The following is a 16,326-nucleotide window of genomic DNA, read 5'->3' as shown; positions in this document are numbered from 1 at the left end:
GGTGACGGCTCAGGCGCACTTGCCGGTGCCCACCCCGCTGGTGCGGGTGCGGCCCATCAGCGCGACCGTGGAGGCCTCGTCCGCGGTGACCGCGTAGCCGACGTTGGGGTCGTCGGCGGCCGCCGCGAAGATCACACCGAGCACGCTGCCGTCCGCGGCGACCAGCGGGCCGCCCGAGTTGCCGCTGCGCACCAGGCCGCGGATGGTGTAGACCTCGCGGGTGACGGTGCCGTCCTCGTAGATGTCCGGGCCGGTGATGTCGCCGACGTCGCGCACCCGCGCCGACTGCGCGTCGTACGGCCCGTCCAGCGGGAAGCCCAGCACGATCGCGTCGGCGCCGGTCTTGGCGGGCGAGTTCGCGAAGCGCATCACCGGCGCGTTCAGCGACGGCACGTGGATCACGGCGAGGTCGCGCTCGGGGTCGTACACCACGACCTTGCCCGTAAGCCGGGCCCCGTTGAGCTCGATCCGGATCGTCTTCGTGCCGGCCACCACGTGCGCGTTGGTCATCACGTGCTCGTCGGCGAAGACGAAGCCGGAGCCCTCGATGCGGCGGCTGCAGCTCGGCGCGCTGCCGAGCACCTTCACCACGGACTTCTTGGCGTTCAGCACGACCTGCGACCCCTTCAGCTTCGGATCCGGCGCAGGCACCTCCTTGACCTGGGTCGGCACCAGGTCGCCGAACACCTCGGGGAAGCCGTTCGTGTCGACGGTGTCGCGCAGCGCCTCGGTCAGCGCCTTCGCCTCGCCCGGCATCACCGAGTCGATCGCCGCGAGCAGGCTGCTGCTGCGCACCGCCTTGGCCAGCCCGGGCTGCGCGGCGTCGCTCAGCGGCACCGCGACCAGCCAGGCCACCAGCGACACGGCGAGCACCGAGACCACCGCGCCGCCCAGGTCGTCGACGGTCTGCCCGGCCCGGTTGGTGATCGCCCGCCGCAGCTTGCCGCCCCACCAGCCGGCCAGCGACTGGCCGAGCACGGCCAGGCCGAACACGGCGATGAGCGACACCACGAGCTTGAGCACCGAGTCGTCGAGCAGCCCGGCGAGCAGCGGCCCGAGCTGGAGGCCGATCAGGGCGCCCCCGAAGAATCCGATGAACGAGAGCACGCCCACCACGAAACCCTGCCGGTAGCCGCTCACACCGAACAGCAACAGCAGGATGATCAGGACACCGTCGACGACCGACATCGGCTCAGCCTACGGAAGGGACATCGGCGGTGCCACTAAGCGTGGCGGGCGGGGTGGGCAGGGCCTCGATCCGGTCGGTGGGCCAGGGCCGCGCCCAGCCGCCGAGTTCGAGCAGCGTGGACAGCACGCCGGCGGTGAAACCCCAGACGAGCATGCCGCGCGACTGGAACGCCGGGCCGATCCACCCGCTGGAGTGGCGCACCCGCAGCCGGTGGTCCGGATCCGCGAGCTCGGCCAGCGGCAGCCGGGCCACGTGCGCCACCTCGCGCGGGTCGTGCGCGCCGACCGGGTGCGGCGCATGCCACCAGGCCAGCACGGGGGTGACCAGGAAGTCGGTGACCGGGATCCACAGCGTGGGCAGCTGCGCCAGCACGGTGACGCTGGTCGGGTCCAGCCCGACCTCCTCGTTCGCCTCGCGCAGCGCGGTCGCGGTCAGGTCGGCGTCCTCCGGCTCCACCGCGCCGCCGGGGAACGCGGGCTGGCCCGCGTGGTTGCGCAGGGTCGCGGAGCGCTGCATGATCAGCACGTCAGGGCCCTGCTCGCCCTCGGCCAGCAGGATGAGCACGGCGGCGGGCCGGCCGCCCTCGTCGGGGGTCGGGATGCGGGTGAAGTCGACGGCACGCGCGGCGCGCACCCGGGTCAGCAGCGGTTCGAACCATGCCGGCGGCTGCCTGGTGGCCACTTCGCTCATGACTTCCCCTCGTTGCGCCCGTTCATGCACGGCCGAAGTGCTGCTCGACCCGTTGCGCCAGGGTCTGGTCGGTCAGCGCGACGTCGCGGTAGACGGTCGCCCGGCCGTCCGCCCCGACGAACAGCGTCAGCGGCAGCAGGTTCTCGCCGACGGCGGTCTTAAGCCCGCCGGACCGGTCGTACACGGTCGGCAGGCTCACCTTCAGCTCGTCGGCGAGCCAGGCCGCCGCGTCGCGGCCGTCCTCGGTGACCACACCGAGCACCGGCACCCGGCCGCTCTCGGCCAGCCGCTGGAAGGCGGGCAACTCCTGGCGGCACGGCGGGCACCAGGACGCCCACAGGTTGATCACCAGCGGCCCGCGCAACTCGGCCAGGCGCACCGGAGCGCCCCCGGCCATGCAGTCGAGGGACAGGTCCGGCAGCCGGATCACGCGGGTCTTGCCGCCGCCCGAACCGGCCCCGCCGGACGCGGTGGCGGCCGTGCCGCCGGGTGCCGCGGTGTCGCTCGACGGGAGGGTCGCGTTCGGGGCGGCCGGGCCGCCGATGAGCGGAGCGCAGGCCGCGAACGGCTGCGGCACCGGCTCATCGGGCTGCGCCGCGCCCGAAGCCGTGCACCCGGCCAGCAGGGTCGCGGCGGTCACGGCCGCAGCCAGGGCGCCCGTCACGGAAAGACGCCGCTTCACGGCGGCGGGTGGCGACATTTTCCCGGAAAGCGCGGCCTGGTGCAGGCCCTGACGGCGGGCCCGCTGGGTGGGCAGGCTCATGCGCCGACCCCGGCGAGGGCGGCGATCTCCGCGGCACGCGGACCCTTGAGCAGCTTGACCGCCTCGGCGGGATCGGTCGGGCCGGTGCCGTACGACGGGCACATGCTCGCCAGCGGGCAGGCGCCGCAGGCGGGCTTGCGGGCGTGGCAGACCCGGCGACCGTGGAAGATCACCCGGTGCGACAGCATCGTCCAGTCGCGCTTGTCGACCAGCGCCCCGACCGCGTGCTCGATCTTCACCGGGTCGGTCTCCGCCGTCCACGCCCAGCGGTTGACCAGCCGCTGGAAGTGGGTGTCCACGGTGATGCCGGGGACGCCGAAGGCGTTGCCGAGGATCACGTTGGCGGTCTTGCGGCCGATGCCGGGCAGCGTCACCAGCTGCGGCAGGGTGCGCGGCAGCTCGCCGCCGAACCGGTCGACGAGCTGCTGGCCCAGGCCCATCAGGGAGGCCGCCTTGTTCCGGAAGAAGCCGGTCGGGCGGAGCATCTCCTCCAGCTCGACCCGGTCCGCCCCGGCGTAGTCGGCGGCGGTGCGGTACTTCGCGAACAGGGCCGGGGTGGTCAGGTTGACCCGCACGTCGGTGGTCTGCGCCGACAGGATGGTGGCGACCGCCAGTTCGAGGGGGTCAGTGAAGTCCAGCTCGCAGTGCGCGTCTGGATGGATGACGGCGAGTTCGCGCGCCATCCGCCGGACCCGGCGCTTGCGCGCCAGGTCGGTCTCGCCCGTCACCGATACCACGGCAGAGAGCCTACGTCGCGGGTGCGCTGATCGCCCCGTCCGCGCTCAGCACCGCGCCGCTCGCGCCGAAGTCCTCCTTGGTCATCTGGGTGATCAGCCCGAGCGCCCGCTCCTTGGTGTCGGGCTGCGGGACGCCGTGCGTGCCGCTGAAGATCGTGGAGTGGAACTGCCCGGAGACGAAGCCGCCGTCCGGGTTCAGGGTCACCTTCAGCACGCCGCCCCAGCCCAGCCGGCCCTCGCTGCGCAGCTGGCCGCCGCCGGCGAAGTTGCCCAGGCTGTACGCGATGAGCCGGCCCTTGTAGAACTCCATGCCGCGCACCACGTGCGGGCCGTGCCCGATGATCAGATCGGCGCCGGCGTCGATCACGGCACGGGCGAAGGCGTGCGGATTGCCCCGGTTCTCGCCCAGGAAGTTCTCGGTGCCCGGCCGGACGTGGCTCTTGTCCGCACCCTCGGCGCCCATGTGCACCTGCACCACGACCAGGTCCGCCTGCTCCGCGGCCTTCGCCACGATCGTCTTGGCCGCAGTCAGGTTGAGCAGGGGGTTGTTGCCGGCGTACGAGGAGAAGCCCAGCACCGCGACCTTCACGCCCTTGACGTCGGCGACGGTGATCTGGTTGGTGGCCCCGGTGTGCTTGAGCCCGGCGGAGTCCAGCGCCCGCTGGGTGTTGGTGAACCCGGCGTTGCCGAAGTCACGGCTGTGGTTGTTGGCCGTATTGAGCAGGTCGAACCCGGCGTCCACCAGGTGCTGGGCGTAGGACGGCGGCACCCGGAACTGGTGGCAGTTGACCGGCTCGCCCGGTTTGGGCTGCGGGCACTTGCCGGTGCCCGTCTCGTCCGTGATCGGCTGCTCCAGGTTGCCCATCACCAGATCCGCGGGCAGCAACGGCTTGATCTTGTCGAAGTAGCCCTTGCCGCCGTTCGGCGGAAGATCCTGCGGCGCGTCGCCCATGATGATGTCGCCGGTCGCGGACATACTGATGGCGTTGGCCGCCGGGTCCGCGGTGGGCTCGGCGGGGGCGGTCGTCGGCGTGACGGCGGCACCCTCCGGGGTGTGCCACTGCGCCGTGACGGCGTCGGCCGGCGAGGTCAGGGCCGAGAAGCCCAGGCCGACGACTGTGACAAGGAGCACGATCGCGCCCGCGGCAGAGACCCCCGGACGCGCGCGAAGCGACCCGAACACCCGGTCCATGGTGGAGCGGGGCGGCGTTTGCGCGGACGATGCGGGGGTATCGGGGCGGCTCAGGGGGTGTGTGGACATCGCCGGGCACTCTACCCGCCCGGTGCCACGACCGGCACCGGCCGAGGTCGCAGGATTACGGGGGTTGGCGTCCGGTTGCCACCTGCGTGCGCCTAGACTGACCTCGCGCGGCGTACGTGTAGCGACGAGTTAATCCACGGTATGCCCACGATCCGCGTCGATGGAGGTAGGCGATGGACGAGGTGCTGGCTCGTAGCGGGATCTTCCAGGGTGTCGACCCGGAGGCCGCCGAGGCACTTGCTCGTGAGATGGAAACGATCGAGATCCGCAAGGGCGAGATCGTGTTCAACGAGGGTGAGCCTGGAGACAGCCTCTATATCGTACTCTCCGGCAAGATCAAGTTGGGCCGACGCGCCGCCGACGGCCGGCAGAACCTCGTCTCCGTGATGGGGCCTTCCGACATGCTCGGCGAGCTCTCCCTGTTCGACCCCGGCCCGCGCACCGCCACGGCCACCGCGGTGACCGACGTGCGCCTGGCCCGGCTGCGCAAGCAGGCCCTGCGCCCCTGGCTGAACAACCGGCCCGAGATCGCCGAGCAGCTGCTGCGCGTGCTGGCCCGCCGCCTGCGCCGCACCAACGACGCGCTGGCCGACCTCATCTTCACCGACGTGCCCGGCCGGGTCGCCAAGAACCTGTTGCAGATGGCGGGCCGATTCGGCACCCGCGACGGCGGCGTGCTCCGGGTGACCCACGACCTCACCCAGGAGGAGCTGGCGCAGCTCGTCGGCGCCTCGCGCGAGACGGTGAACAAGGCCCTGGCCGACTTCGCCTCGCGCGGCTGGCTGCGCCTCGACGGCAAGAGCGTCATCATCCTGGACCCGGAGCGCCTGGCCCGACGCGCCCGCGTCTGACCTTCCGCACCACCCCGCGCCCACCTCCCGTGCCCACCGGCACGCGACGGTGGGCGCGACCATGTCCACACCCAATGCCCCACGACCACCCACGACCGCGCACCGCGCCGGACCGCGCCGGGCCGGGCATGATCGCTCGGCTTGCCCGGCACATGGGCGAATGCGCGCTCAAGATACGCACACCTGCCGGGCAAGTCGGATGATCTTGCGCGGCACGGCGTGGGCGCATCCGGGGCCGCGCAGGGGTGAGCGTCGGCGGGTGGCGACTGGTGAGGTCATACGTTCGGACGATGTGGGGCAGCCGAGCGACGGATGAGGGGCCGCGTCGTTAGGTGTTGCGGCGGGTGGTCCGTGGAACCTTCTGGATCGTGGTCAAATCCGGACAAACCTGTACATATTGGCTGGTCAAAGTGTCGGGAACTTGTCGCTGACATGTCAGCCCCAGTGGGACTTCGTTGGTCCGAGTGGTCGCGAACCTCGCAAATTGAGCGCGGCTAGACGTGTCCACATTGACCGATCGTGCGGTGACCTTTCGCCTGTGCCTGGGCGAACTGGACACCTCTTGCACCGCCTCGATCGGTCGGTCGGATGTCTCCGACGATCGAAAGAGGTCCCTACCACTATGAACACGTGGGTTCGACGCTCACTGAAGGCCGGCGCTCTCACTGCCGGCGCGGTCATGGCCACCGGCACCGCCGCGTACGCCGAGGCCACCGTCATCAGTGCGGGCAACACCGGGGTGCTCAACGGCACCCAGGTCTTCGCTCCGATCCAGGCTCCGATCAACCTCTGCGGCGTCGCCGCGAGCGTGGGCGGTGACGCGGTCGCCGGCTGCACCGGCGGCAGCGCCGCCGAGCTCGACGGTGTCTTCGACGCCCGTCTGATCAGCACCAACAACCACGGCATCCTGAACGGCACGCAGGTCTTCGCGCCGATCCAGGCTCCGATCAACGTGTGCGGCGTGGCCGCGGGCGTGCTCGGCAGCGCCTCGGCGTGGTGCGACGGCGGCGCGAGCGCCGACATCGACGGCGACCACCACAAGAAGAAGCACCAGTGCGACAGCCGCTGCGACCACGACGACGACCACGACGGGTACGGTCGCGAGTCGGCCGAGTCCGGCGACCTGCTGGGTGGCCTGCCGCTGGTGGGCGGCCTGGCCAACGGCGGCCTGCCGCTGGTGGGCGACCTGACCAAGGGCGGCCTCCCGCTGGTCGGCAACCTCGGCAACGGCGGTCTCCCGCTCGTCGGCAGCCTCGGCAACGGCGGCCTGCCGCTGGTCGGCGACCTGACCAAGGGCGGACTGCCGGTGGTCGGCGGCCTGCTGGGCAACCAGGGTGTGGCGCGCGGCGCCGACGCGATCGACATCGGCGCGCTGGACGCGGTCGGCACCATGGGCCGCTTCGACACCGAGAGCGACGCCACCGAGGGCAACAACAGCACCGGCGGCAACGGCGGCGGCAACGGCACGACCTGCAACAGCGGCTGCGGCGGTCACGGTGGCGGCAACAACCACCACCCGAAGCCCAAGCCGCGCCCGCGGCCGCAGCCCTGCCCGGACCACGGTCACGACCACAGCCACAACCACCAGGGTCGCCACCACCAGCACGACGGTGACGTCAAGATGATCAGCGCCGGCAACCACGGCATCCTGAACGGCACCCAGGTGTACGCGCCGATCCAGATCCCGATCAACGTCAGCGGCGTCGCCGTGGGCGTGCTGGGTGACGCGGCCGCCTGGAGCGTCGGCGGCGCGTCCGCCAACCAGTAACCGTCCGGCCTGCCGGCGGGCACGGCCCACGATGACTTGAGAAGTCACCCGCGGACCGGAACCGGCGAAACACTGCACCCGCCTCACCTCGCCGGCAGGCCGGCAACCAGCGCGACTCCCTTTCGCTGACCGAAGACCCGCGCTGACCAACGCACCACCGAAGGACGTCCCCCGGACCGGACACCATCCAGTCCACCGGGGGGCGTCCTTTCTCGTCCCCCGTCAGGCGCTCCCCCAACAACCGCCCCAGTCCCGATCCCTCGGCCACCCGGCCACCCGACAAGTCTTAAAGATTCGCGCCCACAGGAAGCTCCTGTGGGCGCGAGTCTTTAAGAGTTACGGCAGGTGGGGCCAGGTAGGACCGGATCAGGCCGGGGTGAGGACGGCGAGGAGGGCGCCGGTGTCGACGAGTACGCCGGGGCGGACCGTGACCACGGCGACCACGCCGTCCGCGGGGGCGTGCACCGGGTGCTCCAGTTTCATCGCCTCGAGGGTCAGCAGCAGGTCGCCGGCACCGACGCGCTGGCCGGGCGCGACCAGCACCCGGCCCACCGCACCGGGCAGCGGCGCGGTCAGCGAGCCCTCCTCCAGCTCCTGCACCGGCTCCGGGAAGCGGGGCAGCCGGCGCAGGGCGAGCGAGCCCTCGGCGCTGTCGACGTACGCGGTCTCGCCGACCTCGTGCACGTGCAGGGCGAGCCGGATGCCGGCCACGTCGAGCACGACCTCGTCCGGGGCGGCCGAGACGACTGCGACGGGCGGGTGGTCGTCGACCGGGCCGACCTGGCCCAGCCCGGCGAGGTCGAGCTCCTCGGGGTCGACCGCGCGGACCCACCACTGCGCGAGCGCGCCGGTGCCGTCGAGGCGGTAGCCGACCTCGACCGGGCCGGCGGGTCCGTCGTACACCACGGTCTGTGCACCGGTCGGCACGTTGCGCCAGCCGGACGGGATGCCGCGCTGCACCGGGGCCGCCGCCCGCCGCCCGGCGGCGGCGGCCAGGGCCGCGGCCAGGCAGCTGAGCCGGACCGCCTCCACCGAGGACAGCAGCGGCGCGAACACCTCGGGCTGCCGGTCCAGCAGGCCGGTGTCGATCTGGCCGGTGAGGAACGCCGGGTGCCGCAGCACCCGGACCAGCAGGTCGCGGTTGGTGACCAGGCCGTGGATGCGGGTCCGCGCCAGCGTGCCGGCCAGCATGCGGGCGGCCTCGTAGCGGGTGGGCGCCCAGGCCACGAGCTTGGCCAGCAGCGAGTCGTAGTGCACGCCGACGACGGTGCCGGGCTCGACGCCGGAGTCGACCCGGATGCCGGGCTGGAGCATGGGCCGGAACTGGGCCGAGACCTCGGGCACCTCGAACCGGTGCACTTGCCCGGTGGCGGGCAGCCAGTTGCTGGCCGGGTCCTCGGCGCACAGCCGCACCTCGATCGAGTGCCCGCGCATGGGCGGCGCGGACGCGAACGGCAGCTGCCCGCCCTCGGCCAGGTACATCTGCAGCCGGACCAGGTCGAATCCGGTGACGCACTCGGTGACCGGGTGCTCGACCTGCAGCCGGGTGTTCATCTCCAGGAAGTAGAACTCCCCGTCCGGGCTGAGCAGGAACTCCACCGTGCCGATGCCGACGTAGCCGATGGCCTCGGCGACCAGCACGGCCGCGGCGCACAGGTTCTCGCGCAGTTCCGGGGAGACGGCCGGCGACGGCGCCTCCTCGATGATCTTCTGGTGCCGGCGCTGGATGGAGCACTCGCGCTCGCCCAGCGTCACGATGTTGCCGTGCTGGTCGGCGACGATCTGCACCTCGATGTGGCGGGCCTGCTCGACGTAGCGCTCGCAGAACACCGTGGAGTCGCCGAAGGCGCCGAACGCCTCCCGCCGGGCCGAGGAGACCGCCTCGCCCAGTGATTCGGCGTCACGCACGATGCGCATGCCGCGGCCGCCGCCGCCGATGGCCGCCTTGACCAGCACCGGATACTCGTCCACCGCGGACGGATCGGTCCAGCTGGGCAGGACCGGCACCTCGGCCTCGGCCAGCAGCGCCTTCGCGTCGATCTTCGAGGCCATCACCGAGATGATTTTGGCGGGCGGGCCGACCCAGGTCAGCCCGGCGTCGGCCACCATCGCGGCGAAGTCGGCGTTCTCGGCGAGGAAGCCGTAGCCGGGGTGGATCGCGTCCGCACCGGTCTTGCGGGCGGCCGCGAGGATCAGGTCCCCGCGCAGGTAGGTCGCGCTCGGGGCGGAACCCGGCAGCTGTACGGCGTAGTCGGCCTCGGCGACGTACGGGGAGTCGGTGTCGGCGATCGAGTAGACCGCGACGGTCTCCACCCCGACCGCGCGGCAGGTCGCGAAGATGCGACGGGCGATCTCGCCCCGGTTGGCCACCAGCAGTCTGCGGATCATGACGCCACCTCACGCTCTGGCGCGTTGCCCGGTGCCTTGCGGGCCGGCGACGCGCTCACCGATAGGCAGATGCCCAGCACGGTCCTGGTGTCGCGCGGGTCGATCACGCCGTCGTACGGCTCAGTGGACCCCTCGCCCACCGGCCAGCTGAACCGGAAGCCCGGCCCGGCCAGTGCCCAGGAGCCGGGCGAGGTGCCCAGCACCAGGGTGATCCGGTCGGCCTGCGCCAGCGCCCGCAGCAGCAGCGCGGAGCTGTCCGGCAGGGTGTGCCCGGCCGGGTTGGCCAGCACCAGCACCGGCACGCCCGCCTTGCCGGCCAGCCGGACCAGCTCCACGCCCTTGTCGGCGCTGTCGGGGTCGATCGCCGGACCGGTCGCCGCCAGCACCGCCACCGGGTGGCCGTGCACCGCGCCGAACCCGGCCAGCAGCGCACCGCCCCGCTGCGGACGGAACTCGTCCAGGTCGGAGCCGTCGAGCACCCGGGCCAGCACCTCGCGCGGCTCGGTCACCGCGGCCGGGTCCGCGCTGGCGACGGCCAGCAGCTCCTCCACCTCGTACCGCGGCGGCTCGACCGCACTCGGCTGCGCCCCGTGCTGGTAGGTGACCAGCCGGCGCACCGTCTGACGCACCATGCGCAGCGCGTCGCGCTCGTCCTCGGCGACCATGTCCATCCGGGCCGCATCCCCGCGCCCGCGCACCGTGATGGTGTGGTCGGCCAGGTCGGGCAGCGGGCCGAGCCAGGCGTCCAGCGGGCCGAACACGGCACAGAGCACCGGTGCGGCCATCCGCCCCAGCCGCGCGAAGCAGGGATCGGGCACGCCGAAGCGGCCCGGCTCCTCCGGCGTCGACTCCAGCAGCAGCACCAGCGGCAGCAGGTGCCGGTCGGCCAGCTCGACGGCGCGGGCGAACTTCGCCCGTCCCGCCTGGGCCGGTCCGCCGACGTACACGGTCGGGTCGTTGGCGATGAGCATGCATTCGATGCCGTCGACCACGCCCAGCGCGGTCACCAGCCCGGCGCCGACCGGCTCGCCGGCCTCGCGGCCCGCCGTCGCGGCGAGTTCCAGCAGCGCCGTGTCGGAGTCCACGAGCAGCTCGATGCGCTCGCGGGGCAGCAGTTTGCCACGGGCGTGGTGCCGGGTGACCTCTTTCTCGCCGCCGCCGTCACGGGCCTGCCCGTGCGCCTGTTCCAGCGCACGCAGGGCCGCCTGGGCGGTGCTTCGGTTGTCCAGGAACGAGGGCGCGCGGGGGTCCAGCGCGGTGTCGAGAGTCGCCATGGTGAACCTGCTCCTCGGTGCTCCACCGCTTGTTGACACCAGAGCAACGAGTGGTTCAAGGAGGGCGACACGCGCCCGACGGCGCGTCGTGACTTACACCCGGGGGTGATCGAGGCCCCGGACGGGCCGCCGGGACGGCCCGGAACCCGGTTCGATCACTGGAACAGTTTGTCGATGAGGTTGCCGAAGAAGCCCTGGCGCTGGGCCGGGATCTCGGGCCCGGCGACGTTCGACACGTCCACCGTCGACTGGTTCTCCTGCGCCGGGCCGTCCAGGTCGACGTCGGCCAGCAGTTCCTCCAGCGCCCGCGCGGTGGGCCGGGCGGCGGGATCGTTGTCCATGCCCTGGCGCAGGATCGCGCACAGCGCGGCGGGCACCTCGGGCAGGTCCGGCACCGGTTGGGCGAACATCTCGATCAGCGTGAGCAGGCCGGGCGGGTGGTCGCGTTCCCAGCGCGGCGGGGCGCCGCGCAGCAGGGCGTACAGGGTGGCGCAGAGCGCGTACACGTCGCCGGGCGGCGCGGGCTCGGCGCGGCGGAACGCCTCGGGCGGCGCGTACGCCGGGGTCATCACGTCGAGGGTGATGTCGGGGTCGCGGATCTCGGCGAGGATGGCCAGCCCGAAGTCGGCCAGCGCCGGCTCGCCGAAGTGGCTGATCAGGATGTTCGCCGGCTTCACGTCGCGGTGCACCACGCCCCGCTCGTGCGCGTCGGCGAGCGCGTCGGCGATCTTCACGCCGAGGTCGCGCACCTCGTGCGGGCGCAGCGGCATGCGGTCCTGGTACGAGCCCGCGTACAACTCCATGATCAGGTAGGGGTGGTTGTCCGCGGTCACCCCCGCGTCGAACAGGTCGGCCACGTGCGGGTGGCCGGACATCTTGCCCGCGGCCCGCGCCTCGCGCAGAAAACGCGACCGGTCCCGGTCGCTGTCGATGGTGCGGTTCTCCACCTTGACCGCGACCTCACGCCCGACCGACCCCTGCACGGCACGGAAGATCGTCGCGTAGCCGCCGATGGCGAGCAGCGACAGATCCGTGAGTCCGGGGATCTCCGGGAAGGCGGGCGTGTGCTTCACGGGCTAGACGGTAGCGCCTCGCCCCGACGTGACGGCACCCCATGTCGCCAATGCAACGGCGCGCTCACTCGTCTGCTGGGTCCCGTCCGCCAGCGCCCGGGCCCGCTCGGCTGCGACCAGCGCCTGCTCGTCCCGCCCGGCCGCGGCGAGCACCCGGGCGTACACCGCGGCGGAGCGCACCAGGCTGCGCACGTCCACCGCGGGCAGCAACTCGGCCAGCTCGGCGGCGGCCAGCGCCTCCTCGATCTGCCCTGCGGCGAGCAGTGCTTCGGCGTACAGGGCGACGCCCTGGCGGCGGGAGTAGAGCATGGACGGCGCGTGCGGCGCGGCCGCCACCGGCGTCAGCAGGCGGATCGCCATCGCGGTGTCGCCCGCGGCCAGCCGGGCCGCGCCCAGCAGCGCCCGCGGGCCGACCCGCGCCGGGTCGAGCACGCCGTACGGCGACACCATGGTCAGCACGGACCGGGCGTCGAGTTCGGCGGCCTCGAAATCGCCGCGGTCCAGCGCCACGAAGCCGCGGACCGTGCCGGCCATGCCCACCAGCAGCGGGTGGCCGACCTTCTCGCCCTCCTCCAGCGCCTCGCCGAGCAGGTCCTCGGCGTGGCCGTACTCGCCCAGCCCGCGCGCCACGACGCCCCGGGCGACCAGCGCGAAGCCGCGCCCCCAGACGTCCTTGGCGGCGGCGAAGTCGCGGTAGGCGCGGCGTGCCTCCCGGTCGGCCTCGCCCAGCTCGCCCAGCTCGGCGGCGGCGAACGCGGCGACCGCGCGCAGAGTGCCGACCGCCCAGGCCTCGCCGACCCGCTCCCCGAACGGCAGGAACACGTGCGCCAGGCGCAGCGCCTCGTTGAGCCGGCCCGACAGCAGCCGGGCGAACGCGGTGGTGCCGCGCAGCCAGGCCCGGCCCACCGGGTCCTTGGCCTCGGCGAACAGCCTGGCCGCGCGGGCCAGCGCCGCGTCCGCGCCGGCGAAGTCGCCGCGGGTGGTGGTCACCCAGGCCAGATTCTGCAGCGACCAGGCCTGCGACTTGCGGTCGCCCGCGGTGACCGCGATCTGGTACGCCCCGGCGAACCGGCTGGACGCGTCGCCCAGCCGCCCGCCGAGGAAGTCGGCCATGCCCAGCCGGCGCATCGCCTCGGCGCGCTCGCCGGGCAGCTCGGCGTCGGTGGCCGTGGTCAGCGCCTCCGACCAGAGCCGGTAGGCGTGGTGCGGGTCACCCTGCGCCACCTGTGCCCGGCCCGCCAGCAGTAGCGCCCCGGCGCGGGTGCGCGGCTCCTCGGTGGCGTCGGCGACCAGCTTCTCGGCGTCGTGCAGCGCCTCGGCGATCCGGCCGTACTGCAGCAGCGAGCGGGCGTGCACGAGCCGGTCGGGCAGCGGCAGCGCGCCGGGGGCCAGCCGCGCGGCGCGCTCGCCGTAGCCGACGGCCTCGGCGGGTTCGCCGGACTGTCCCGCGCGGCGCGCGGCCCGGCCCAGCGCGGCCACGCCGAGCGGCGCGACCTGGCGGGCGGGCACGTCCGGGCGCAGCCGTACGGCGTCGGCCAGGCGGGTGGCGCGTTCGGCGTGCTCGGCCACGAAGGCGTCGCGCATCGCCTCGTCCACCCCGGTGAGGCCCGGCACGGTGCGGCCCGAGGAGACCTGCACCGGCGGCTCGCCGGGCGCCGCCCAGCGGGCCAGGAAGGCGTGCCGGTCGGCGAGGTCGGCCTTGCCGACGCCGCCGTACGCGGCCTCGCGCAGCAGCGGGGTGGCGAAGGCGAACCCGCCCCGCACCCGGCGCAGCATGCGGCGCTGCAGCAGCTCGTCGACGGCCCGTTCCAGCTCGACGGCGACCACGGCGGCGGGCCGCCCGTCCCGGCCGGAACGGCGTTCGCGCAGCGCCTCCAGCGCGCCGGTCGGCACGGTGTCGCCGACCACGGCCGCGTCGCGCAGCACCGCCCGCGCCTCGGTGGGCAGCGCGTCGATGCGGGCCGCGAGCACCGCGGCCAGGTCCCGGGAGAGCAGCTGGTTGCCCAGCGAGCCGGGGGTGAGCCGCCACTGCGCGCCGGCCTTGGTCAGGGCGCCGCGCTCCATCAGCAGCGTGGTCAGCTCCGCCAGGTAGAACGGGTTGCCCTGGGCGGTGGTCAGCAGCCGGTCCTCGTCGGCCTGCGGCAGCCGTCCGCCCTTGAGGTATGCGGTGAGCAGCCGTGCGGCGTCCGCACCGCGGAGCGGCGGCAGCGTGTTGGCCTCGGCGTCGGCGACCCGGGTCAGCTGCCCGGCCCGGCGCACCAGTTCGGGGCGGCCCAGCAGGATCACCAGCACCGGCCCGGTCAGTTCCTCCAGCGCGAAGCCGAGCGCGTCGAGGGTCTCCGGGGTGCCGTCGTGCAGGTCGTCCACGATCACGACCAGCGGCGACTCGGTGGCCAGCGCGTCCAGCAGCCGCGCCACGGCGACCGCGAGCGTGGCGGTCTCCCGGCCGGGCTGCTCGGGGTCGTCCCCGGACAGTCCGTGCCACTGCGCCAGCTCGTTCGGGTCGGCGTAGCCGAGCAGCGACAGCAGCGCGTCGACGTCCACGCTGACCGGCTTGCCTGGCTCGCTGCGCTGGGTCAGCCGGGTGGTCAACCGCCGCAGCCGCTCCTCGGCGACCTGCCGGGTGACCGCCGTGGCGGAGTCGGCGGGCAGGCCGATGGCAAGTTTGACCAGGTCGGACAGCGGCGCGAGGCGGCGGCGCTCGCCGTACGCGGCGCACCGCACCGGCAGCACCCGCGCCTGGGTACGCGCCGCGAAGCGGCCCGCGCTGACCTCATACCCGTTGGCGAAGCGCTCCACCTCGGTGGCGAACCGGGTCTTGCCGATGCCCGCCTCGGCGGTGAACACCAGCACCCGCGGCTCGTCGCGGTCCACGACCTCGGCCAGCCGGCCGGCGACCCGACCGAGTTCGGGCTCGCGGCCAACGAACGGGCCCTCCTCGCCCAGCCCGGCCCGGCTGCCCCGGGCATCGTGCAGGCCCAGCAGCTCGTACGTCTCGACCGGCTCGCGCTTGCCCTTCAGCCGCAGCGGCCGCAGGTTGCGCCAGCCGGCCACGGAACCGGTCGCCGCGACCGTGCGCGCCCCCGCGTAGACCGCGCCCACGGCAGCCGCGTCGGCCAACCGGGCGGCGGTGTTCACGGTGTCGCCGATGACCGTGTACTCCAGCCCGGCCTGCACGCCCGCGACCACCGGCCCGGTGTTCAGCCCCAGCCGCAGGCCGGTCGGCGCGCCGCCGCCGCGCTCGTCGTCGAGCACCCGGCGCACCGCGCGCTGCATCGACAGCGCGGCCCGCACCGCCCGCTCGGCGTCGTCCTCGTGCGCCACCGGGGCCCCGAACACGGCCATGATGCCGTCGCCGGTCAGCTTGTCCACGTGCCCGCCGAACGTCTTCACCGCGCCGGCCAGCGCGGACAGCACCCGGTCGGTGACCGCGCCGACCCGCTCCGGGTCCAGCTCCTCCGACCACGAGGTGAAGTCGGAGAGGTCGCCAAAGAGCACGGTGACGACGCGCCGCTCGGTGGCGGGCAGCGTCGCCGCCGCGGGCAGGGCCGCGCCGCAGTGGTGGCAGAAGCGGGCGGCGGGCACCGGCACGGTGCCGCAGACAGGACACGTCATGACGGCTTCACAGCTCGCTCAACGTCGCGAGGTACGCCAGTTGTGCCCGCACGGTCCACTCGGCCGCGAACCGGATCCCCGGCTCGACGTCGGCGTAGACGATGTTCACCACGTCCTCGGGGGTGCGGGCGCCCTGCTTCAGCGCCGCGCGCACCTGGTCGAGGCGTTCCAGCCGGTGGGCGCGCAGCCAGGCCGCGGCCACCGCACAGTTCGGCAGCACCGGCCCGTGTCCGGGCAGACCCGGCACGGGGTAGCCGGTCAACGTGTCCAGGCTGGCCAGGTATGCCCCGACGTCGCCGTCGGGCCAGGCGACCACACTGCTGCCGCGGCCGAGGACGGTGTCGCCGGTGAACACGACGCGTGTTCCGTCGCGCTCCGCGAGGAAACATACCGAATCGGCGGTATGTCCCGGACTGTCCAGGACGGTCAGCCAGTCCGGCGCTTCGCCGACGCTCGCGCCGGTCATCGCGGCCAGGCTGGCCACGCCCTCGACGTGGTCGTGGTGGCCGTGGGTGACCAGGATGCGGCGCACCGGCCCGGCCGCGACGATCGCGTCGAGGTGGGCGGGGTCGTCGGGGCCCGGGTCGATGACGGTGCCGTCGTCGAGCAGCCAGGTGTTCGTGCCGTCGAGGGTCATCGGGCCGGGGTTGGGTGCCCGTAGCCAGGTCACCCACGCCGGGAGGAGCTCCGAGGTCAGCCGCGCCGTCATGCCGAGAA

Annotated in this window: 12 protein-coding genes; 2 read left to right on the top strand and 10 right to left on the bottom strand. The window is 73.5% G+C overall.

The annotated features are described in order from the left end of the window. Positions 1-9 precede the first annotated feature (9 nt). Genes F9C41_RS35865 through F9C41_RS35845 form a run of 5 tightly spaced genes read right to left on the bottom strand, consistent with a single transcriptional unit; the run spans position 10 to position 4,571 of the window. On the bottom strand, positions 10-1,188 hold the full coding sequence (locus F9C41_RS35865) for a MarP family serine protease (RefSeq protein ID WP_155391291.1): 1,179 nt from the start codon (positions 1,186-1,188) through the stop codon (positions 10-12). Between the two features lie 4 nt (positions 1,189-1,192). Further along, complete coding sequence (locus F9C41_RS35860; protein ID WP_155391290.1) at positions 1,193-1,879, bottom strand: NUDIX hydrolase; 687 nt, start codon at positions 1,877-1,879, stop codon at positions 1,193-1,195. A 22-nt stretch (positions 1,880-1,901) separates the two neighbouring features. Next, the gene (locus F9C41_RS35855) at positions 1,902-2,642 is read right to left on the bottom strand and encodes a TlpA family protein disulfide reductase (protein WP_155391289.1); all 741 of its coding nucleotides are present in this window, start codon (positions 2,640-2,642) and stop codon (positions 1,902-1,904) included. Further along, entirely contained in the window at positions 2,639-3,379 is a 741-nt protein-coding gene (gene nth / locus F9C41_RS35850; protein WP_230690258.1) for an endonuclease III, read from the bottom strand. Before nth ends, F9C41_RS35855 begins: the two co-directional genes overlap by 4 nt. Positions 3,380-3,389: 10 nt before the next feature. Beyond that, positions 3,390-4,571 (bottom strand): CapA family protein, encoded by a 1,182-nt coding sequence (locus tag F9C41_RS35845; protein WP_155391354.1) that lies wholly within the window; start codon positions 4,569-4,571, stop codon positions 3,390-3,392. Positions 4,572-4,813: 242 nt separating this feature from the next. Here F9C41_RS35845 and F9C41_RS35840 point away from each other — a divergent pair, with 242 nt between their 5' ends. Then, positions 4,814-5,491 carry a Crp/Fnr family transcriptional regulator gene (locus tag F9C41_RS35840; protein WP_120317442.1) on the top strand — a complete coding sequence of 226 codons (678 nt, stop codon included), beginning with the start codon at positions 4,814-4,816 and terminating at the stop codon, positions 5,489-5,491. 679 nt (positions 5,492-6,170) lie between these two features. Next, on the top strand, positions 6,171-7,259 hold the full coding sequence (locus F9C41_RS35835; protein ID WP_196280093.1) for a chaplin family protein: 1,089 nt from the start codon (positions 6,171-6,173) through the stop codon (positions 7,257-7,259). 366 nt (positions 7,260-7,625) lie between these two features. On the opposite strand, the gene F9C41_RS35830 is transcribed toward F9C41_RS35835, so the two are convergent. The 5 genes from F9C41_RS35830 to F9C41_RS35810 form a co-directional block, all read right to left on the bottom strand. After that, positions 7,626-9,647, bottom strand: coding sequence for an acetyl/propionyl/methylcrotonyl-CoA carboxylase subunit alpha (locus F9C41_RS35830; RefSeq protein ID WP_155391287.1), 2,022 nt, complete (start codon positions 9,645-9,647; stop codon positions 7,626-7,628). Then, positions 9,644-10,921 carry a carboxyl transferase domain-containing protein gene (locus F9C41_RS35825; RefSeq protein WP_155391286.1) on the bottom strand — a complete coding sequence of 426 codons (1,278 nt, stop codon included), beginning with the start codon at positions 10,919-10,921 and terminating at the stop codon, positions 9,644-9,646. The genes F9C41_RS35830 and F9C41_RS35825 overlap by 4 nt, the downstream gene beginning before the upstream one ends. 155 nt (positions 10,922-11,076) lie before the next feature. Next, positions 11,077-11,994 (bottom strand): serine/threonine-protein kinase, encoded by a 918-nt coding sequence (locus tag F9C41_RS35820; protein WP_230690257.1) that lies wholly within the window; start codon positions 11,992-11,994, stop codon positions 11,077-11,079. A 3-nt stretch (positions 11,995-11,997) separates the two neighbouring features. After that, the gene (locus F9C41_RS35815; RefSeq protein ID WP_155391285.1) at positions 11,998-15,609 is read right to left on the bottom strand and encodes an adenylate/guanylate cyclase domain-containing protein; all 3,612 of its coding nucleotides are present in this window, start codon (positions 15,607-15,609) and stop codon (positions 11,998-12,000) included. A gap of 7 nt (positions 15,610-15,616) precedes the next feature. Next, on the bottom strand, positions 15,617-16,318 hold the full coding sequence (locus F9C41_RS35810; RefSeq protein ID WP_155391284.1) for an MBL fold metallo-hydrolase: 702 nt from the start codon (positions 16,316-16,318) through the stop codon (positions 15,617-15,619). Positions 16,319-16,326 lie beyond the last annotated feature (8 nt).

The sequence above is a fragment of the Catellatospora paridis genome, assembly GCF_009720365.1.
Lineage (GTDB): Bacteria > Actinomycetota > Actinomycetes > Mycobacteriales > Micromonosporaceae > Catellatospora > Catellatospora paridis.
The sequence above is the reverse complement of the archived record's forward strand: the minus strand, read 5'-3'. Positions and strand labels throughout refer to the sequence as shown.